Origin of the sequence: Psychroflexus torquis ATCC 700755 (assembly GCF_000153485.2) — a bacterium.
Taxonomy (GTDB): Bacteria; Bacteroidota; Bacteroidia; order Flavobacteriales; family Flavobacteriaceae; genus Psychroflexus; species Psychroflexus torquis.
This window is the reverse complement of record NC_018721.1, coordinates 2,805,188-2,826,585: the sequence shown is the minus strand read 5'-3', so window position 1 is coordinate 2,826,585 and position 21,398 is coordinate 2,805,188. Positions and strand designations below refer to the sequence as shown.

General features: G+C 35.5%; 21 protein-coding genes. 5 read left to right on the top strand and 16 right to left on the bottom strand.

From position 1 onward, the window contains the following. Window position 1: 1 nt before the first annotated feature. Together P700755_RS12090 and P700755_RS12085 are read left to right on the top strand one after the other, a co-directional pair. Window positions 2–1,309 carry an ABC1 kinase family protein gene (locus tag P700755_RS12090; RefSeq protein WP_015024944.1) on the top strand — a complete coding sequence of 436 codons (1,308 nt, stop codon included), beginning with the start codon at window positions 2–4 and terminating at the stop codon, window positions 1,307–1,309. 132 nt (window positions 1,310–1,441) lie between these two features. Next, window positions 1,442–2,446 (top strand): 3-oxoacyl-ACP synthase III family protein, encoded by a 1,005-nt coding sequence (locus tag P700755_RS12085; RefSeq protein WP_015024943.1) that lies wholly within the window; start codon window positions 1,442–1,444, stop codon window positions 2,444–2,446. A gap of 82 nt (window positions 2,447–2,528) precedes the next feature. On the opposite strand, the gene secDF is transcribed toward P700755_RS12085, so the two are convergent. From secDF to gyrB, 4 genes are all read right to left on the bottom strand, one after another. Continuing rightward, window positions 2,529–5,549, bottom strand: a complete 3,021-nt coding sequence (gene secDF, locus P700755_RS12080) for a protein translocase subunit SecDF (protein WP_015024942.1) — start codon at window positions 5,547–5,549, stop codon at window positions 2,529–2,531. A 190-nt stretch (window positions 5,550–5,739) separates the two neighbouring features. Beyond that, window positions 5,740–6,663, bottom strand: coding sequence for a malate dehydrogenase (locus tag P700755_RS12075; RefSeq protein WP_015024941.1), 924 nt, complete (start codon window positions 6,661–6,663; stop codon window positions 5,740–5,742). A gap of 26 nt (window positions 6,664–6,689) precedes the next feature. Beyond that, entirely contained in the window at window positions 6,690–7,706 is a 1,017-nt protein-coding gene (locus P700755_RS12070) for a DUF6588 family protein (protein WP_015024940.1), read from the bottom strand. 13 nt (window positions 7,707–7,719) lie between these two features. Continuing rightward, window positions 7,720–9,660 carry a DNA topoisomerase (ATP-hydrolyzing) subunit B gene (gyrB, locus tag P700755_RS12065; protein WP_015024939.1) on the bottom strand — a complete coding sequence of 647 codons (1,941 nt, stop codon included), beginning with the start codon at window positions 9,658–9,660 and terminating at the stop codon, window positions 7,720–7,722. A 228-nt stretch (window positions 9,661–9,888) separates the two neighbouring features. Between gyrB and P700755_RS12060 the strand changes: the two genes are divergently transcribed. The 3 genes from P700755_RS12060 to P700755_RS19385 are packed head-to-tail and all read left to right on the top strand — an operon-like array spanning window position 9,889 to window position 11,514. Then, window positions 9,889–10,290 carry a DUF2911 domain-containing protein gene (locus P700755_RS12060; RefSeq protein WP_015024938.1) on the top strand — a complete coding sequence of 134 codons (402 nt, stop codon included), beginning with the start codon at window positions 9,889–9,891 and terminating at the stop codon, window positions 10,288–10,290. Then, window positions 10,277–11,308, top strand: a complete 1,032-nt coding sequence (locus P700755_RS12055; protein WP_015022784.1) for an IS1595-like element ISPto1 family transposase — start codon at window positions 10,277–10,279, stop codon at window positions 11,306–11,308. The genes P700755_RS12060 and P700755_RS12055 overlap by 14 nt, the downstream gene beginning before the upstream one ends. 20 nt (window positions 11,309–11,328) lie before the next feature. Next, on the top strand, window positions 11,329–11,514 hold the full coding sequence (locus P700755_RS19385; RefSeq protein WP_281015279.1) for a DUF2911 domain-containing protein: 186 nt from the start codon (window positions 11,329–11,331) through the stop codon (window positions 11,512–11,514). A gap of 77 nt (window positions 11,515–11,591) precedes the next feature. Here P700755_RS19385 and P700755_RS12050 read toward each other — a convergent pair whose 3' ends face one another. The 12 genes from P700755_RS12050 to P700755_RS12000 form a co-directional block, all read right to left on the bottom strand. After that, window positions 11,592–12,980 carry a pyridoxal phosphate-dependent decarboxylase family protein gene (locus tag P700755_RS12050; protein WP_015024937.1) on the bottom strand — a complete coding sequence of 463 codons (1,389 nt, stop codon included), beginning with the start codon at window positions 12,978–12,980 and terminating at the stop codon, window positions 11,592–11,594. 3 nt (window positions 12,981–12,983) lie between these two features. Further along, window positions 12,984–14,597: a bacillithiol biosynthesis cysteine-adding enzyme BshC gene (gene bshC / locus P700755_RS12045; protein ID WP_015024936.1), complete on the bottom strand. Its 1,614-nt coding sequence runs from the start codon at window positions 14,595–14,597 to the stop codon at window positions 12,984–12,986. Window positions 14,598–14,658: 61 nt separating this feature from the next. Then, the gene (gene rimO, locus P700755_RS12040) at window positions 14,659–15,981 is read right to left on the bottom strand and encodes a 30S ribosomal protein S12 methylthiotransferase RimO (RefSeq protein ID WP_015024935.1); all 1,323 of its coding nucleotides are present in this window, start codon (window positions 15,979–15,981) and stop codon (window positions 14,659–14,661) included. A gap of 109 nt (window positions 15,982–16,090) precedes the next feature. Further along, window positions 16,091–16,390, bottom strand: coding sequence for a hypothetical protein (locus tag P700755_RS12035; protein WP_015024934.1), 300 nt, complete (start codon window positions 16,388–16,390; stop codon window positions 16,091–16,093). 2 nt (window positions 16,391–16,392) lie between these two features. Next, window positions 16,393–17,352 (bottom strand): signal recognition particle-docking protein FtsY, encoded by a 960-nt coding sequence (gene ftsY, locus P700755_RS12030; RefSeq protein WP_015024933.1) that lies wholly within the window; start codon window positions 17,350–17,352, stop codon window positions 16,393–16,395. Between the two features lie 124 nt (window positions 17,353–17,476). After that, window positions 17,477–17,629, bottom strand: coding sequence for a DUF4295 domain-containing protein (locus P700755_RS19380; RefSeq protein WP_015024932.1), 153 nt, complete (start codon window positions 17,627–17,629; stop codon window positions 17,477–17,479). Window positions 17,630–17,632: 3 nt separating this feature from the next. Then, entirely contained in the window at window positions 17,633–17,815 is a 183-nt protein-coding gene (rpmG, locus tag P700755_RS12025; RefSeq protein ID WP_015024931.1) for a 50S ribosomal protein L33, read from the bottom strand. Between the two features lie 21 nt (window positions 17,816–17,836). Continuing rightward, on the bottom strand, window positions 17,837–18,076 hold the full coding sequence (gene rpmB, locus P700755_RS12020) for a 50S ribosomal protein L28 (RefSeq protein ID WP_003440977.1): 240 nt from the start codon (window positions 18,074–18,076) through the stop codon (window positions 17,837–17,839). Between the two features lie 84 nt (window positions 18,077–18,160). After that, entirely contained in the window at window positions 18,161–19,408 is a 1,248-nt protein-coding gene (locus P700755_RS12015) for a competence/damage-inducible protein A (RefSeq protein WP_015024930.1), read from the bottom strand. 4 nt (window positions 19,409–19,412) lie between these two features. Beyond that, the gene (locus tag P700755_RS12010; protein WP_015024929.1) at window positions 19,413–20,027 is read right to left on the bottom strand and encodes a fumarylacetoacetate hydrolase family protein; all 615 of its coding nucleotides are present in this window, start codon (window positions 20,025–20,027) and stop codon (window positions 19,413–19,415) included. An 87-nt stretch (window positions 20,028–20,114) separates the two neighbouring features. After that, complete coding sequence (locus P700755_RS12005; RefSeq protein WP_015024928.1) at window positions 20,115–20,471, bottom strand: hypothetical protein; 357 nt, start codon at window positions 20,469–20,471, stop codon at window positions 20,115–20,117. Between the two features lie 85 nt (window positions 20,472–20,556). Next, window positions 20,557–21,327, bottom strand: a complete 771-nt coding sequence (locus P700755_RS12000; RefSeq protein ID WP_015024927.1) for a 3'-5' exonuclease — start codon at window positions 21,325–21,327, stop codon at window positions 20,557–20,559. Window positions 21,328–21,398 lie beyond the last annotated feature (71 nt).

Here is a 21,398-nt window from a genome sequence, read left to right as displayed (position 1 = left end):
GATGAAAACAATTGATAAAATACCCACAGGCAAATTTAGTCGTACTTCAAAATTGATTGGAACAGGGACTAAAGTTGGTGCTAATTATTTAAAATATTATTCCAAAAAAGCCTTCAATCCTGAATTGACTAGAGATAGTCTGGATGAAGACAATGCCAACGATATTTATGATGGATTAAAAAATCTAAAAGGGAGTGCGCTTAAGGTAGCACAGATGCTATCCATGGACAAAAGTCTATTGCCAAGTGCCTATGTGGAAAAATTTAGTTTAGCTCAATTTAGTGTTCCTCCATTATCTGCGCCTTTAGTTAGAAGAACGTTCAAAAAGTATAACGGTAAGTACCCAGAAGAAATCTTCGACAAATTCACTGCAGATTCAGTAAACGCAGCGAGTATTGGTCAAGTTCACAGGGCTGAAAAAGATGGGAATAAGTACGCTATAAAGATTCAATATCCAGGAGTAGCAGATAGCATTAGTTCTGACCTTGCTATGGTTAAGCCTATAGCGACGAGGATGTTTAACTTAAAAGGTGAAGATTCTAAAAGATACTTTAAAGAAATTGAAGATAAACTCATAGAGGAAACAGATTATATCCTTGAGGTTGAACAGAGCCAACGTATTTCTAAAGCGTGTGCAGTAATTCCGAACTTGAAGTTTCCAAAGTATTACGAGAATTTATCGAGTGAGCGAATTATTACCATGGACTGGATGGATGGTAAACATTTAAGTGATTTTGTTAAGTTGGAATTTAGTGAAGAAACAGGAAATTCAATAGGACAGACCCTTTGGAACTTTTATATGTTCCAATTTCACAAACTTAAGGAAGTCCATGCTGATCCACATCCAGGAAATTTCTTAATCGATAAAGACCATAATTTAATCGCCATCGATTTTGGATGTATCAAAACGATTCCACTTCAGTTTTACACACCCTATTTTGAATTGGCAATACCTGAAAATATAAATAATCCCGAATTCTTTTTTGAAAAACTTAAAGAATTAGAAATCATAAGACTCGATGATTCTGAAAGGGAAATCGAATACTTCTCATCTTTATTTCACGAGATGCTTAGTTTATTCACCAGTCCATTTCATAAAGACACATTTGACTTTGGAGATTCAGAATTTTGGTCTAAGATTTCAGGATTAAGCGAAAAGTATAGTAGTGATAAAGAATTAAGAAAAATGAATGGTAACAGAGGAAGTAAGCATTTCCTTTATATTAACCGGACGTTTTTTGGTCTTTATAATTTGCTTCACGATTTGAATGCAAAGGTTGATATTAATGATTACAAGAAATATATGTAAATCATCTAAAGATTATTGATTAAGTTGATTGAGAAACGCTCTTTGAAAATTAGTAGAAGAGCGTTTTTTTTAGGTCTTAATCTTAAGGAATCCTCAATTATAAGTAACTTGCGTTGCTAAATATATAATTCAATGTATACATCAAAAATAATAGGTTTAGGAAAATTTGTCCCTGAGCACGTCGTTACCAACGAGGACTTGAGTAAAGTCATGGATACCTCCGATGAATGGATTCAAGAACGAACGGGCATAAAAGAAAGACGCCATATTAAAAAAGGAGATGGAAATTCTACTGCAATAATGGGCTTAAAAGCAGCTCGACTGGCTATTGAAAGAGCGAAAATTGACAAAGATGATATAGAGCTTATCGTTTTCGCAACGTTAAGCCCAGATTATTACTTTCCTGGCTGTGGTGTTCAGATTCAAAAAGAATTGGATATCAAAACCTGTCCTGCATTGGATGTTAGAAACCAGTGTAGTGGTTTCGTTTATGGACTTTCTGTAGCCGATCAATTTATAAAAACAGGTATGTATAAAAATGTGCTTGTAATTGGAAGTGAAAACCATAGTGGTGGTCTGGACATGACCAATAGAAGTCGCCACGTATCTGTCATATTTGGTGATGGTGCAGGTGCTGCTATTTTGGGTAGAAGTGACGATGAGTCAGGAATTTTATCGTCACACCTACACTCGGAAGGTGAATATATTGACGAATTATCTTTAAGAGGTCCGTCGACTGAGAAATGGGTACCAGAAATCATCGCTGAAAACTCGCAAGAAGATATTCCTTACTTTCCAAAAATGAATGGACAGGTTGTTTTTAAACATGCAGTCTCAAGATTCTCTCAAGTGATTGAAGAAGGCTTAAAATTCAATAACTTAACCAAGGAGGATATCGATATGTTTATTCCTCATCAAGCGAATCTGAGGATTTCTCAATTTATTCAAAAGAAATTAGGCTTGAAGGATGACCAAGTCCTTAACAATATCGAAAAATATGGAAACACAACGGCAGCTTCCATCCCTATAGCGCTCACGGAGGCTTGGGAAGAAGGAAGGATTAAAAAAGGAGACTTAGTAGTTATGGCTGCTTTTGGAAGTGGTTTCACTTGGGGAAGTGTTATCATTCGCTGGTAGCTATATCTCATACGAACTAGACATAAAAAAAGCCTTGAAAATGATTTCAAGGCTTTTTTTATGGAATTATAAGATTATTGTGTTACGCATTAACTTGGCCTTTTTCTTCAGCTACAGTTGTACTTAGATCAATTCCTTTTTTATTTACTGAATCAAACATAACAGGCGTTGCAATAAATACGGAAGAATATGTACCTACAACCACTCCTATAATAAGAGCAAACATAAATCCTCTAATGCTATCTCCACCGAAAATAAAAATAGCAGTCAATACCACGAGTGTGGTTAAAGAGGTATTAATTGTTCTGCTTATCGTAGAACTTACCGCTAAGTTAATCAGTTTATGCATCTTCCAAGTTGGATGCTCATTGAAGTACTCTCTTATTCTATCAAAAACAACTACGGTATCGTTTAAAGAATAACCAATAACCGTAAGAATCGCAGCAATAAATGCTTGATCTATTTCTAAACTAAACGGTAATACGTTAGAGAGTAGTGAGAAAAGACCTAGAACTATAATGACATCATGAATAACAGCAGCTACGGCACCTAGAGAAAATTGCCATCTTCTAAATCTCAAAAGAATATATAAGAAAACAACGATAAGAGACCCAATAATAGCATAATAAGATGCCGTCTTAATATCGTCTGCAATCGTTGGTCCCACTTTTATAGAAGACATGATACCAAACTCTTTTTCATCATTTCCAGATTCACCAACCTTAAAAGATTTTAATATCATTCCTCCTGGGAGGTACTCTTTTAAATTATTAAATAGAATGGCCTGAATCTCGTCATCTATGACCGTTCCTTCCTCTTCGATTTTATAATTAGTTGTTATTTTAAGCTGACTTGAAGAGCCGTAAGTTTTTGCTTCTACACTCAGTAAATCTTGAACCAATTTAGTTTGGATTTCAGTAGGGTTTACTGGTTGCTCAAATCTTACTGTATAGCTTCTTCCTCCAACAAAATCTACACCTTGGTTAAGGCCTTTGGTAGCTAAAGAACCTATACTGATAAGTATAGCTAGCGCGGAGATGATATAAGCAACTTTTCTTTTCTTTAAGAAATCGATATCAATATTCAAAAACCAATTCTTAGTTATACCTGTAGAGAATGGTAAAGATTTACCTTTTTTCCCTCCTCCAGCAATAAATAATCGGGTTAAGAAAATCGCACAGAATAATGAAGTGACGATACCGATTAATAAAGTGGTTGCAAACCCTTTAATAGGTCCTGTACCAAAAGTCAAAAGAATTAATCCAGTAAGGCCTGTGGTAATATTGGCATCAAGTATAGACGACAGCGCATTTTTAAAACCGTCGCTAATCGCTTCGGCTTGTGTTTTGCCTTTTGCAAGCTCTTCTCTTATCCTTTCAAAGATAAGAACGTTTGCATCTACAGACATACCAATGGTAAGGACTATACCGGCAATACCAGGTAAGGTAAGAACAGCTCCAAGTCCAGACAAAACTCCAAATATGAATAAAATGTTTACAACTAGAGCAATATCAGCATAGATCCCAGCTTTTCCGTAATAGAAAATCATGTAAAGAAGAACAAAAATAAGAGCGATTCCAAAAGATAAAACTCCACTGTCAATAGCTTCTTGACCTAAAGAAGGTCCTACTATCTCACTTTGTACAATATTTGCTGAAGCAGGAAGCTTACCAGCTCTTAAAACATTCGCTAAATCTTGCGCCTCTTCAATAGAAAATTCTCCTGAAATTTCACTTCTACCTCCAGTTATAGGACCACTTGAAACACCTGGTGCAGAATACACTATATTGTCTAAGACGATAGCAATTTGAGAGCCTTGAGATGACGCTTTACCTGTCATGTCTTCCCAGATTTTAGAACCACGTCCATCCATTTGCATGCTCACTGCCAGACGACCTACTTGGTCGTAAGTTTGTTGGGCATCTGTAACTACAGCACCGCTTAATTGTGGCTCGTTATTTCTATTGCCTTTCAAGGCGTATAATTCAATTATTTCTGAATCCTTTGCTGGTTTTCCCCAAACAAATTTAGCGAACTTTTTACCAGCAGGCAATTGAGATTTAACCTGAGGCATTGATAGGTAAGAATTCACTTTAGCAGTATCTTTTATAGCAAAATAAGCTATAATAGGGCCTTGAGGTTGTCCAACAGTCTGAACCAAACTCAAAAGAGGATTAGACTTTGAAAAATCTTCAATTTCTTCATCTTCAGAAGAAAGTAAACTTTCTAAATCATCAGTTTCAGTCTCTTCTTGTTCATCAGCTTCTACTTGGGTCTCTTCAGACTTTTCAGTCTCACTTTTAATATTTTCAGAAACAATAGCATCTGCGGTTACTAAATAATCCGAGAATTCATTAGCTCTATAAACATCCCAAAATTCAAGCTGGGCTGTACTCTGCAAAAGGTTTTGGATTCTGCTGATGTCTTTAGCCCCCGGAAGTTCAATTAAAATTCTTCCAGAATCTCCAAGACGTTGAATGTTAGGCTGTGTAACACCAAATTTATCAATACGTTCTCTCAAGACCTCAAAAGCTGAAGTCACACTTTCATCAATTTTTCTATTGATAATTGGCTTCACACTGCTGTTTTCCATGTCAAAGCTTACCTCATCGGATAAAGCTTTAGTTCCAAAAATATCAGGAGAAGCTAAACTAGCTCCTTCTTTACTTTCAAAAGCCTGATAAAACAATTCCAAGAAGCTATCTTGGCTATTTTTCCTTGCTTCGCCAGCATCAGCTATAGCTTGGTTAAAAGCGGGGTCTTTTGAATTGTTAGCTAATCCTTTTAATAAATCACCGACCGATATTTGAAGTATAACATTGATACCACCCTTCAAGTCCAGGCCTTTATTGAGCTCTTTACCTTTTGCAGTATTGTAGCTAATACCTGCAAAGATTGACTCATTCCCAATGGAGTCTAGATACTGTTCGGCAGCATTATTCCTTTCCTGTGTAAAGTTTTCTACACTTTCTGGTATTTCACTTTCTGCGAAAATTTCTGCTTCTGTTTCAACGTTACTCGCTATAAAAGTAAATGACAATTGATAAATACTTACCAAAGCAAATAGTACAGCAAATAGTTTAATGAGTCCTTTATTCTGCATTCTTAAAATTATTAGTGTCTTGTTTTAAATCAGGCAAATATAGGTTTTCGATATAGAAATGGCAATTTTTTTATTAAAGATAATTTTAACTTTTGAGTCATCTTTTTTTGTGGTCAAAAGCCCAAATCGATATCGAAAACAAACAAAAAACCCGACCTAAGTCGGGTTTAAGGTTATATGAATCAGAAACTTACTCTAAAAGACCATTTGTCTTTCTCACAGCTTCTGCACTTTCTTTAAGTTTTTCTTTTTCGGCATCATTGAGATCTATCTCAACAATTTTTTCAATTCCATTTTTTCCAATGATAACTGGAACACCAATACAAAGATCTTTTAGACCATATTCTCCATCTAATAAAGTAGAACAAGGGAACATTTTCTTTTGATCACAAACTATAGATTGAACAAGAGAAGAAACCGCAGCTCCTGGAGCATACCAAGCACTTGTGCCAAGCAACTTCGTTAAAGTGGCTCCTCCAACTTTTGTGTCTTCAGACACTTGATTCAAACGCTCTTCTGATAAAAATTCAGTTACTCTCACACTATTTCTAGTGGCTAAACGGGTTAGCGGAAGCATTCCGGTATCACTATGCCCTCCTATCACCATGCCTTCAACATCAGAACCAGGGCAGCCTAATGCCTCACTTAATCTATATTTGAATCTTGCACTATCTAGGGCACCTCCCATTCCAATAATTCTATTTTTTGGAAGTCCTAGTTCTTTATGAGCAAGATAAGTCATCGTATCCATTGGATTGCTTACGACTATAATTGTAACATCAGGAGAATGCTTTACCAATTGAGTAGCAACATCTTTCACAATTCCAGCATTAATTCCAATGAGTTCTTCTCTAGTCATTCCTGGTTTTCTAGGAATTCCAGAGGTAATAACCGCCACTTGAGAATCTTTTGTTTTTGAATAATCTCCAGTGGTTCCTGTAATTTTAGTATCGAAATCATTGAGCGTTGCAGTTTGCATTAAGTCCATAGCTTTTCCCTCGGCAAAGCCTTCTTTAATATCAAGCAGAACTACTTCTGAAGCAAAATCTTTTATGGCTATATACTCTGCACAACTAGCGCCTACTGCACCTGCACCTACTACTGTAATTTTCATCTTTAATTGTTTTATATAATTAGTAACTAAATTCCAAAGCTAATTCCAACATTTAGGCTATTGAACTCTTGAAAACTATAATCGATATTCAGTCTGAAAAAAGCCAATGATAATTTTGTACCTAAAGTTGCTCTATAACCACTTACTGAGGCATCTAAACGCAAAGGATCTATAAGAGTATCACCTTGGATTTCTGAAACGCCAGTATTGATATTATATTCCCCTTTTAATCGCGTAACTGCAGAGCCTGAAACCCCACCTATACTCCCATAAAAATTAATAATAGGTAGTTTTGTAGAAACTAAAATTGCATAGTGCCAAGAGTCGATATCGGTAGAAATGGATTGATTGGTGCCAGAAATAAGAGTGCTTTGCTCAGAAAACTTGTATTCTCCTTCAAAACTGTTGTATCCTACAAAACCAGAGAATGCAATAGGTAAAAGCTTTAAGCCAGGAATCCAATTTGTAAACTCATGCTGTAATCCTGCACCATAAAACTGGGAAGTAACATCTTTAGTCTCAATTTCTGGTAAAAACCTCAACTTGAGTTCTGTACTAAAAGGAAGACCTACACTACCTTGAATTATTAGATTAGGAATGTATTCTATGTTTTCTGAACCAAGACCTTGCGGTAAAGAGATTGAACCTATAGTTTGATTTCCCTCTAAAATGTTCATATTAATGTCAGGGGAATTCTGACCAAATAAAGTACCGACCTCCTGTTCACTTGGCCCAGAAGCGAATCTTAAAAAATCGTAGTCATTTTCATTTAAGGTAAACCTTGTGTTCTTATCTTGAATTTGAGAAACTCCTGCGATAAATGAAATCTCAAAACCACCAAGCCCTTTGACCTTAGCTGAATTATACCACCCATTAGAAAGACTATAAATTAAAGCTTCAGAACCTGGTTCTGTATAAGAATTCATAAATCTATTGGCATCTTCTAAACCAGAAGATAAGAGGTTCTCAAGACCATTCTGTGAATAAGTCACTGAAAATGTAATAAAGAAAGTTAAAGAAAGTAAAAGCTTATAAAGTTTCATGATATATATTTATTTAAGCATCAATATTCGCATAAACTGCATTCTGTTCGATAAACTCTCTACGAGGTGGGACCTCATCTCCCATCAACATTGAAAAAATCCTATCCGCTTCAGCCATATCAACAATAGTAACGCGTCTTAGAATTCTGTTTTCAGGATTCATAGTGGTATCCCAAAGTTGTATTGCATTCATCTCTCCAAGACCCTTATAACGTTGAACGCTCACTGAAGTCTTGTATTCATTTACAATTTCATTCCTTTCTTTTTCATTCCAAGCATAACGCTTTTTACTTCCTTTTTTAATTAAATATAAAGGAGGAGTAGCGATATAAATATGACTGGCTTCTATAAGCTCTTTCATATATCTGAAAAAGAACGTCAGGATAAGTGTGGCAATGTGGCTACCATCCACATCCGCATCACACATTATAATTACTTTATGGTATCTTAATTTGGAAAGGTTCAAGGCTTTACTATCTTCTTCAGTACCTATAGTTACACCAAGAGCCGTATAAATATTCTTGATCTCTTCGTTTTCAAAAACACGATGTTGCATCGCTTTTTCAACATTCAGAATTTTACCTCTAAGTGGCAAAATAGCTTGAAATTTCCTATCTCGTCCTTGCTTAGCTGTACCACCAGCAGAATCACCCTCTACTAGAAATACTTCGCAAGCTTCTGGATCTTGTTCTGAACAGTCAGAAAGCTTACCTGGAAGTCCCCCTCCACTCATGACGGTTTTACGCTGAACCATTTCACGCGCTTTTTTAGCAGCATGTCTTGCCTGTGCAGCAAGCATGACTTTTTGCACAATGGTTTTAGCATCATTAGGATTTTCTTCAAGATAAATCTCCAGCATTTCGGTAACTGCTTGAGATACAGCAGAAGTCAATTCTCTATTTCCTAACTTAGTTTTTGTTTGTCCTTCAAATTGAGGGTTAGCCACTTTTACAGAGACTATCGCGGTGAGTCCCTCTCTAAAATCATCACCTGTGATTTCAAATTTCAACTTATCTAGAAGACCAGAATTATCTGCATATTTCTTTAAAGTTGCGGTTAAGCCTCTCCTAAATCCTGAGAGGTGTGTTCCCCCCTCATGGGTATTGATGTTATTTACATAAGAATGTAAATTCTCACTATACGAGTTGTTATACACCATAGCAACTTCTACGGGAATATTATTTTTTTCACTTTCCATAGAGATTACATCGGTGATAATGGGCTCCCTATTTTGGTCTATAAACCTTATAAATTCTTTTAATCCTTCTTCAGAATAAAATTCATCCTGTCTATACTCGCCATCATCATTAGTTTGACGCTTATCGATTATAGATATTCTTATGCCTTTATTTAAGTAAGAAAGCTCTCTTAAACGCTTAGCAAGTGTTTCATATTTAAATTCTACAGACTCCTGAAAAATTTCAGAATCAGGTTTAAAGGTGATCTCCGTTCCTTTATGTTCGGTATCTCCAGTAGGTTTAACAGGATAGATGGCTTTCCCTCTTTCGTACTCTTGCTCCCAAACTTTTCCATCTTTAAACACTCTAGCATGAAGTTTAACAGACAGTGCATTTACAACTGAAACTCCAACGCCATGAAGTCCACCAGAAACCTTGTAGGAATCTTTATCGAACTTCCCTCCTGCTCCAATTTTGGTCATAACCACTTCCAGAGCAGATACGCCTTCTTTTTTATGTAAATCGATAGGAATACCACGACCATTATCTAAGGTGGTGACGGATCCGTCTTCATTAATGACTAAGTCAATCTTATCACAATACCCTCCCATAGCTTCATCTATGGAATTATCAACTACTTCGTATACCAAGTGATGAAGACCTCTTTCCCCAACATCTCCTATATACATAGATGGGCGCATTCTCACGTGCTCCATCCCTTCTAAAGCCTGAATACTATCAGCTGAATAATTGTTTTTTTTGACTTCTTCGCTCATAACTTTTATTAAATTAACAACAGACAAATATAGTAAATTGGATATGTTTTCTGATGATTTTAACCTACTTAAATCGATTTTATTGAAGTTAATTTCAATTGTAGTATTTTGCTTTAGATTATTATGATGTCAGCTTAGAATCCAATTTTAGTAAAATTATATATTACTTTAACACAAATTAAACTCAAAAGGAGAATCCATAGATTTAATTTGATAAAAATTAAAAAAATGAAATTACTCAACTTATGTTTTCCCCTTGTGCTTATGCTTACAACAGTATCCTTATCTGCGCAAGATTTTAAAGATCTGGATAAAAGTCCTATGGATGCGGTAATCACAAGGAATCAAGACAACTCCCCACTGACTAGAATAATTTACAGCAGGCCAAAAAAGAAGAATCGCGTTATCTTTGGAGACTTAGTTCCCTATGGTAAAATATGGAGGACAGGAGCAAACGAAGCTACAGAAATTACATTTTATGAAGATGTCCTTTTTAATAGTGAAAAAGTAAAAGCTGGCACTTATACATTATATACCATTCCTAATAAAGAAAACTGGGTTGTTATAATTAATAAAGGCTCTAGTTTAATACAGCTATTATATGTATATTTAGATTATGAACATAGATAATCTAAAAGAGGAAATACTATCACTATCCACTCTAGATCGTGATAATCTGTTAAAGGATATTACAGATTCACTTGAGCATAATCAATTGGTTGAGCGGGCTTCCCGTCGCCATATTTTAGATAATAAAATGGGCGGATGCCCACATTGTTTACATGAAAAATATGTTCGTTTTGGAGTTGACAAAGGCTCGCAGCGCTATAAGTGCAAGTCTTGCAATAGAAGCTTTACTGAATATACTGGCACTTGGATGGCGGGACTTCAAAGAAAGGATATGATTTCATCTTATTTAAGTCTTATGGTTCAAGAAAAAAGTTTAGATAAAATAAGTTCAGAATTAGGCATCAATAAAAAGACAGCCTTTGATTGGCGTCATAAGATATTAGCTTCATTCGATACTAAAAATGACGATGACCAAGACAACTTTACAGGTATTACAGAGAGTGACGAAACCTTTTTCCTAAGATCAGAAAAAGGTATGGAGGTAAAAGATAGGGAATCAAGAAAAAGAGGCGGTAAGTCTAAAAAGAGAGGTATAAGTAAAGATCAAGTTGCGGTAATTGTAACACAGGATAGAAAATCAACATTAGACCTTAGCGTGGCTAAACTCGGTCGAATAGGAAAAGTAGATATAGAAAATGCTATCGGTAAACGTGTTATAAAGGATATAACCATATTGTGTAGCGATGCCCATCACAGTTATAAAGGGTTTGCCAAAGATAGCGAAACAGAGTTCCACATCGTAAATGCATCAAAAGGAGAAAGAGTAAAAGGAAAGTATCACATACAACACGTTAATTCTACTCACAATAGAGTTAAAAAATGGATTGAAAATACCTTTTGGGGAGTATCAACAAAATATCTACAACAATATATGAATTGGTATCGAATAAAGGAAAATATAAAGTCTAGAAGCGATAGAGCCAACGCCTTTGTGGAAGAAACAATTGCTCTAGGTACATTGAAACGGTATAATCAAATCGAATCTAGATATGAAAACTTAATATCAACGCAGACCTAAACTAGAGCCTTAATAAAGTAATCAACACTTGGGGAGCGTACAGCTATAAAGACTCTTTAGATATTTTAAGAACAACCGTAAAGGCAAGAAATACAGCCGCTACTCTTGAAGATTTCTCTGTCACTTTTAAACCTACCGAATACGGCTCCGACCTTTTGATGGGTTGGGATGATACTTTCGTGGAAATTCCGATTCAGAAATTATAGCACACTTATTAACGAACATAAATTAAATTTACAAGACCTCCTCATTAGAAAATGAGGAGGTCTTGTTTTTAAAGGGTTTATTTCATAGACTCTAATATCTCTTTAACGTCCTTTTCAGTCGTATCTGGATTGATAAAGCAAAACCTAGCACAGGTAATTTCACCGTCCTTCCCTGTCCATTTGGTAGGAGTAACTAAGGCGAAACCACTATCGTGATTGGTATAGGTCCATTCTCTATAATCTTCTGCAGTCCACCCTAGTCTAGAAAATAAAACACAGGATAGTCCCGGCTCTCGAACCAGTTCTACAAAAGGCAATTGTTCAATTTGTTTAGCAGCGTTATTTGCTAATTCAAGACCTCTTTCTATGGCTACAGTATATCGATCTGTACCGTGCATTGCCAAAGAATACCATAAAGGCAAGCCTCTAAGGCGTCTTGTCAATTGAATTTGGTAATCTGATGGATTAAACCCTTGAGCTCCTTCGTCTTTAAATATATCTAAGTAAGCTCCTTTTTGAGAATGGGCATTACTAGCTAGATCCATATTTTTATAAATAATCGCTCCACAATCGTAAGGAGAGAACATCCATTTATGAGGATCTATAGTTACGCTATCTGCTTTTTCAATACCATTAAATAAATGCCTTACTGAAGGAGCAGCCAAGGCTGCACCACCATAAGCAGCATCAACATGAAACCACAAATTTTCGCGTTCACACACTTCAGCAACGCCACTCAGATCATCAATAATCCCAGCGTTTGTGGTTCCTCCTGTCGCTACCACAGCAAATAACCGCTTCCTGTCAAATTCAGACAAACCTTTGATTTCTTTTTCCAAACACTCCTGTGTGAGTTTGTGTTCATCATTATTATCTACAGTAATAATTTCGGCATCAATAACTTGCGCCATAGATTTAACGGAAGAGTGGGCTCCACTAGAAGTAATAATCAAACCCTTCAATGCTTTATTTTCATCATCTAAAGACCTCCAATACTCTCTAGCCGTCACTATTGCTGAAAGATTGGCTGCAGTTCCACCACTGGTAAAAACTCCAAAAGTTCCTTCTGGCATTCCAGTAAGAGACACCAACCACTCCATTGCTCGATTTTCGCAAAAAATACCACCACCGCCGGTCATCCAATAGGCGCCATGAATACTTGCAGCCGAGGTCACCAAATCAAATAACACTGCAGCACGTGTTGGAGCAGCAGGAACAAAAGCCAAATGTCGAGGGTGGTCTACAGGTACAGCAGCTTTCACCAAAACATCTTTAAACAACTGAAACGCTTTCTCACCTCCAATACCTTCTTTGGTAACGGTATCTCCAACAAGTTTTAAAAGCTCTTTTTCCTGTTTTGGTTTACCCAACTCTGGAGAAGTATTCGATATTCTATTGATAGCGTATTTCATGATATCGAGTGTCATTTCGATAGTATCCATGTCTACGGCGTGCATGCTTTTCATAATTTAATGTTTTTTGTTGTAAATGGTTAACTCTAGGCAGAGGAACTTCATTTGAAAAGGGTCCAGTTCTTCCATTAATTTAGGAATCAAACGCGCTCCATAATCTATGTAGATTTCACTAAAATTTAGAGATCGCTCTTGAAGTGATCGCTTTGGAAATAACACCGTTTGTATCTTCAAAACAAGTTCATTCTCCGACTTTAATCTACGCTTTTGTGCTTTTAGCAGACGCTTCTCAAGATGATCAAGGCCGTTTTTTTGCTTTTTCTCTTGTGCTGCAACAGCACCGTAAAATGATTTATCTGTGTTTTTAGCTAGCTCATATAAATCTTCAAATTGCTTTTCTAAAACTTGCTTCTGCTTTCCAAAATCGATATCTATCTTTGAAAGTTTTTTGGTATGCATGGCTTCTAGCTTATCTGGTGAAAGAAAGAGATCTTGAATTTTAGCATTTAATGTATTGAGCTTACTCGAGGTTTTATCTGAGTATAGCAAAACTGAATTTCGTAAAACGAGGGAAGGAAAGGTCACCTGTTCCGCTTCAAAATAAGATTTCAACTCCAACCAATAAGCCAACTCACCTCCTCCACCAATGTATGCTAAATTTGGTAAAATCACTTCTTGGTAAAGCGGCCTTAACACTACGTTGGGCGAAAAACGCTCTGGATGTTGATCGACCAACTCTAAAACTTCTGCTTTTGTGAATTTCAAATCGGTATCCAACACATAGTAGTTTTCATCTTTTTGGACTATTCTAGATCGTGTTTTTTCATGCAAATAAAAAAGATTGATTTCTCTTGGGTTGACTTGAACGCTATACCCGAGTTTAGACAGTTTATCTGATTGCTTCTCGATTTGACGAAAAGCAGTGTGATAGACTAAATCATTTTTTATTTGCTTACCAAACTTGGACTTTAAGCGTGCATCATCAGCATCCAAAATGACCAGCCCGTAGTCTCCAAATAATTCGTTAGCTAAAAACTGTGTAGCTTCAGCAAGGGTTTCGTGGTTTAGATAGGCCTCTTTAAATAAATTTTTTAGATATTCAGCATTATCACTTTTCCCAAATTCTGTTTCAATGGATTTGCTAAGTTCGTCTAAACCCGCAGTAGATAAATGACCAACAGCTCCTTCAGCATTGGTCTTCCACTCTAACTTCTTTTGTTGAAAATTAAAATAATTAATTTCTTCAAAATCATGGTCTTCTGTGGCCATCCAATAGACAGGAACAAAATTGAAATCTGGATAGTTTTCCTTTAGCGATTTAGCTAAATTTAGTGTAGAAACTATTTTATAAAGAAAATAAAGCGGACCTGTGAATAAATTAAGCTGATGCCCAGTGGTTACTGTGAATGTAGAAGGTTCTTGAAGGGATTCAATATGAGATTTCGTGTCCTCCGATGATGATAGGGTCTGGTATTGTTCTTTCAGAACTTCAACTAAAACCTTTCTGTTATCATTATCATAACCCTTCTGCTTTTCTGTAATTTGATCTTTAAAACTATCAATGGATGGAAATCTATTATAAAACGGCTTTAAATCTTGGTTTTGCTCGATATAATCTGAAATAAGATCACTAAAATAACCTGTTGAACGGAAAGATAAACAGTCGGCCATAAATTTAAGTTTGAATCTTCACAAATATAAATAAGCGTGATGAAAGGCTATTAAAGTTAAATTAATTCAAAATAGCTTCTACTAAAACCGGCTCACCATACAAATCAAAATCAGCAGCTTCAGTTATTTTTATATGAGCGAAATCTCCAGTTTTTAAGTAATGTAATTTGCTATCTATGAGAACTTCATTATCCACATCTGGGGAATCATATTCCGTTCTTCCTACAAAGTAATTGCCTTCTTTTCGGTCGATGACACATTTGAAGGTCTTTCCAATTTTTTGTTGATTCAACTCCCAAGAAATTTGTGACTGAATCTCCATAATTTCATTGGCACGTTGCATTTTAACTTCCTCAGGCACATCATCCTCAAGGTTATAAGCATGTGTATTTTCTTCATGAGAATAGGTGAAACAGCCAAGACGCTCAAAACGCATCTCCTCTACCCATTGTTTTAGCTCTTCAAAATCTTCTTCAGTCTCACCAGGATAACCCACGATAAGTGTAGTTCTGATGGTCATCAAAGGAACTTCTTTTCTAAACTTGATAAGCAAGTCTGTTGTTTTCTTATGGGTAGTTCCTCTTCGCATAGATTTCAGTATATGATCTGAAATGTGCTGCAATGGAATATCAATATAATTGCAAACTTTTGGCTCTTCTCTTATAACGTCAAGGACGTCGACTGGAAAACCAGTTGGAAATGCGTAATGTAAACGAATCCATTCTATACCCTCTACTTTAACCAATTCCCTAAGCAATTCCGCTAAATTTCTCTTTTTATATAAATCAAGTCCGTAATAAGTCAGATCTTGAGCAATCAATATTAATTCCTTAACTCCATTTGCAGCAAGGCTTTTAGATTCTTTTACAAGATCTTCAATCGGTGTAGATCTATGAATTCCTCTCATTAGCGGTATTGCGCAAAATGAACATGGACGATCACAACCTTCAGCAATTTTCAGGAAAGCATAATTTTTTGGAGTCGTCGTTATACGCTCCCCAATAAGTTCGTGTTTGTAGTCTGCCCCTAAGGCTTTAAGAAGCGCTGGGAGTTCAGTTGTTCCAAAATATTGGTCTACGTCTGGTATTTCTTTTTGAAGGTCTGGTTTATAACGTTCTGACAAGCAACCTGTCACAAACACTTTTTTAACTTCACCTTTCTCTTTCTTCTGAACAAAATCAAGAATTGTATTAACAGATTCTTCTTTTGCATTATCAATAAAACCACAGGTATTAATCACTACTATATCACCCTCTGTTTCGTGAGCAACCTCTTTACCATTGGCTTTGAGTTGTCCCATCAGAATTTCGGAATCGTAGATGTTTTTACTACACCCTAAGGTGACTACATTGATTTTATTTTTTTTTATTGATTTTGTCCTCATCTGCTTCTTGAAAATTTAGTTGCGAATATACAATCTCTTAAGTTGTAATATGATTTAACACCCTTAAACCTATTATAAAAGCTTAAGTGTGTCTATTTAATGTACCCGCTTAGATTGAATTATGAATCCAAACGATTAAGTCTTGTTCATAGTACCGTATAGCTGAAATAATAACTATGCTGCCTAGAGCATAAATCCAGTTGGTAGAGTTTGATTTCAAAAAATAAAACCCTAATAACCCAAGGACGACCAAGGGAAGGGCTACTAATAAATTAGCCATCACCCAACCGCCTTGAAAGATAGATGATAACTTAAGAATTAAGAAAAAAGCGGAATAAATCACGATTATTTTAGTGATAATCAATTTATTCTTGTCCGATGAAAAAGGCCTTGGTATTTTGTCTGTCATAATTATTTATTACTAAAAAAAGAATCAACAAATTCATATTTATTAAAGATCTGAAGGTCATCAATACCTTCACCAACACCGATGTACTTCACAGGAATTTTAAATTGATCACTAATTCCAATCACAACACCTCCTTTGGCTGTGCCATCAAGTTTAGTAATCGCTAAGGCTGTAACCTGGGTAGCAGCGGTAAATTGTTTAGCTTGTTCAAATGCATTTTGACCTGTAGAGCCATCCAAAACCAAAAGAACCTCATCAGGAATATTGGGAATAACTTTTTGCATAACCCGTTTAATCTTTATGAGCTCATTCATCAAGTTCACTTTATTATGCAAACGACCAGCAGTATCCAAAATTACGATATCAGCATTTTGCTTAATGGCGCTCTGAACCGTATCGAAGGCAACAGAAGCAGGATCACTTCCCATTTTTTGCTTAACGATAGGCACTCCTACACGATCTGCCCAAATCTGAAGCTGTTCCACGGCTGCAGCTCTAAAGGTATCACCAGCCCCAAGGACCACTTTTTTCCCCTTGAGCTTGTAGTGTTTCGCTAACTTACCGATTGTTGTAGTTTTACCAACACCATTCACGCCAACGACCATAATAACATAAGGTTTTTTACTTTCGGGCAATTCCAAACTCTCGAGTTCTCCGTTTTCAGATTCACTCAACAACCCTGCGATTTCTTCTCTTAAAATCAAATTGAGCTCATCCGTGCCTAAGTATTTATTTTTAGCAACCCTCGCCTCTATTCTGTTAATAATTTTAATGGTAGTTGTAATTCCTACGTCACTAGAGACTAAAATTTCTTCTAAGTCATCAAGTACACTCTCGTCTACCTTAGATTTTCCGGCTACCGCTTTACTTAATTTACCAAAAAAGTCTGATTTAGATTTCTTGAGACCTTCATCTAATTTGTCTTTCTTTTCTTTGGAAAATATTTTTTTGAAAAAACTCATTTTTTCTGTGATATAATTCTATTTACCTCAACTTCTTGTTGATTATGACCGCAAAGATAGTTAAAAGCACAAAAAAGCCATCACATAAAATGCGACAGCTTTGTATATAATAAAAAAACTAAATTTAATTAGTCTTTATAAAGTCATTGACTTCTTCTGGAGTCATTATTTTTTCTACAAAAACATAAGCACCTGATTTTGGTGATCTTACCATTTTAATAGCTTTGGTAAGTCTTTTTGTTCCTGTCTGTATTGTACCAACCGATTTCTTTGCCATAACTTATTTAATTTCTTTGTGAACAGTCATTTTCTTCATAATAGAATTGAACTTCTTAAGCTCTAACCTATCTGGAGTATTTCTTTTGTTCTTCGTTGTAATGTATCTAGATGTCCCTGGAAGGCCAGACTCTTTGTGCTCTGTACACTCCATAATTACTTGAACTCTATTTCCTTTCTTTGCCATAATATAAATGCTTTATAATCTCTATTTTGTCAAGAATCCTTTAGCACGTGCATCTTTCAAAACAGCGTGAATTCCTTTCTTATTGATGGTTTTCAAAATAGAAGTGGATACTTTTAAAGTTATCCATTTATCCTCACCTGGGATATAAAATCTTTTCTTAACCAAGTTGACGCTAAATTTACGTCTAGTTCTATTTAATGCTTTGGAAACATTATTTCCGGACATTGCTCTTTTTCCAGTAAGCTCACAAACTCTTGACATTATATATACTTTTATGTGTTATTAAAAACAGGATGCAAATTAACGACATTTTTCTCAATTAATAAAAATAAATCTCAGAGTTTTTTAATTTTTTAAAATAGCTTCGTAAATCAGCTCTAGGGCTTTATTCACTGCTTTTTGAGTCACTCTTTCGCGATGTTTTCCAAATTGAAATTCATGAACTTCCGTTTTTTCTGGTGAAGCAATAGCGATAAACACCGTTCCTATCTCTGCATCACTATCTCCTTTGGAAGGTCCTGCGTTTCCCGTTGTTGCAATAGCATAATCAGCTTTAAACATGGCTTTAGCTCTGTTGGCCATTGCTTCAGTGATTTCTGAACTCACTACAGAGTACTTAGAAATAAGATCCTTTGGAATATGAAGGATATCATTTTTGGCAGAGGTAGCATAACTGACGATAGATCCTATAAAATATGATGAAGCACCAGGTATTTCTGTAAACTTAGAGGCTAACCGTCCTCCGGTACAACTTTCTGCTGTAATTAAAGATTGTCCACGATCCACAAAGGCTTGAGCGATGCGCTCTTCTAGAGTTTGCTCATCTTCATATCCTTTTATAATATCACCTATAACTCTGTTTAGACGTTCAACAGCTGTAATTAAACTCTCTTTAAGCAGCTTCTCATCCTCTCCCCTAGCGCTCAACCTTAACCTTACTCGTCCTAGACTTGGCAAGTATGCTAATTTTATAAATTTAGGTAATTTATTTTCCCAATCTTCAATACGCTCTGCAATGGCACTTTCTCCTAATCCATAAGTAAGAACGGTTTTATGAATGATAAAGGGTGTTTTAAATCGATCTTGAAGTCTAGGTATAACTTGCTCGGTCAATATGGATTTCATTTCATAAGGCACTCCTGGCATAGAAATATAAACGACCCCTTTTTTTTCAAACCACATTCCTGGAGCAGTTCCATATTCATTGTGTAGGGTGATAGATTGTGAAGGAATCCAAGCCTGAGATTTATTGGCTTCTAAAATAGGAGTGTCCACATATTTTTTAAATATGTCCTCGACATGTGCCAAAACCTTTTTATCTAAAACTAATTCGTCATTGAAATACTTACAAAACGTGTGTTTTGTAATATCATCTTTGGTAGGACCAAGGCCTCCAGTTACAATCACAATATTTGAGCGTTTGGACGCTTCTTCAAAAGCTCTTAAAATATGGGACTCCTCATCTTGAATCGACGAAATTTGATACACCTCTACCCCTATTTTATTGAGCTGTTTGCCGATATAAGCTGAATTTGTATCTATAATTTGACCGATGAGAATTTCATCTCCTATGGTTATTATTTCTGCCTGCATAGTTTTATTTTACTTGAATTGAAAAGCATGATGTATCTTCGATAAATCCCTCTAAATGATCTCCTTCTTCGACTCTTCCTACTCCTGCCGGAGTTCCTGTAAAAATGACATCTCCAATTTTAAGCGTAAAGTATTCTGAAACGTGAGCGATAAGCTCGTCGATTCTCCAAAGCATTTCTGAAGTAGATCCTGATTGAACTGCTGTTTTGTTTTTTTCTAATCTAAAATCAATATTATTGAGATCTTGAAATCTGTCCTTAGGTAACCATGTTTCTCCTATAACCGCAGCCCCATCAAAACCCTTAGCCTTTTCCCAAGGTAACCCCTGCTCTTTTAATTGATTTTGAATATCTCTTGCTGTAAAATCTATACCCAAACCTATCTCATCATAATATTTATGAGCGAATTTCGTCTGAATATGCTTTCCTACTTTATTTATTTTTACTAGAATTTCCACTTCATGATGCACCTCTTTAGTGAATGCAGGAATAATAAACGGATTATTTTTTAATAGCACTGAAGAATCTGGCTTAAGAAAAACCACTGGATGTTCAGGCTTTTCGTTTTTTAGTTCAGAAATATGTTTTGCATAATTTCTACCAATACAAATTAGCTTCATAAGAAAATTTAAATTAATTAAAACTCTACAAAATTAATCACTTAAAATCATAAAACAGACAATTAAAAGCCTAAAAATACTGATCGATTAATCAATTGGATAATACATAGGAGAAGGAAGCGGCGCACTATGGAGGTCGTAATTAGGAGTAATTTTTCTAAGTGCATCTTCTGGTGTGTAATTAAAAACATCATAATCAAATTGATCATAGTTTTTAAAAGCATACTTAGAGAGAACAAAAAAACCTTCTTTAATATCTCGGTAATGCTTTTTCACTTTCAAATTTAAAAAATTTTGATTGTATTTATTTGATGAAAGGTTTGATGTATTTAAAGTCATGTATGATAAAGAAGGTAAAGAAACATTCACTACCGAATCTAAATTACTAACGTTCTGAGCATTCATGAAATTTATACTCAAAATAAAAATAAATAAATATTTCATAGAATTTTATCTAGTGATTTTAAATTTAGCCCTTACTAGTTTAAAAATTGCTGGTAAAACAAGTTCGCTTTGTGAGGAGTTGGTCTTATTTAGTGGCCAGTTTTCTCAATTTAATGGCTGTAAGCACTTTTTTGGTATAAAGTGGGAAATCAGAATTTTGAATCCATCCAAAATAGCCAGGTTCTTTTTCCAAGACATCTTCAACTTTTTTACCCTTAAATTTTCCAAACCCGAAAACCTCTTCATCTTTTTTATTCATAACGAGAAACCCAGCGAGATCGGCGAATTTCTTATGTGCACTAAAGGTAGATAACCATTTGGTATCATTTTCTAAATCTGGATACCGGTCGAGTTGAGATTTTAAAACCTCATAAGTAGCGTTGGTGTCTGCCTCTGCACTATGGGCATCTGTCAAATCTTTATCACAATAGAATTTATAAGCGGCTTCCAAGGTTCGCTTTTCCTTTTTATGGAAAATAGTTTGAACATCTACAGCGTTTATTTTCTTAAGATCAAAATCAATTCCCGTTCTCAACATCTCTTCAGCTAATAATGGGATATCGAATCTATTGCTATTGTAGCCTCCAAGGTCACAGCCTTTTATCATAGCATTGATTTTCGGAGCGAGTTCATCAAACTTTGGTTCATTCACCACATCTTCATCACTTATTCCATGAATTGCTGTGGTTTCTTTTGGAATAGGAATTCCTGGATTCACCTTCCAGGTATAACTCTCTTTATTGTTGTTTTCAAAAACTTTTAAGATAGAAATCTCAACAATTCTATCTTTTGAAATATTAATCCCAGTAGTTTCTAAATCAAAAAAACAAATGGGGCGGGTCAATTTTAATTCCATGGTGAATCTTTTTACAAAGTTATGATTTGAAATTAAGGAAATCTTCAAATCTTAAAAAATTGAGATGTTTT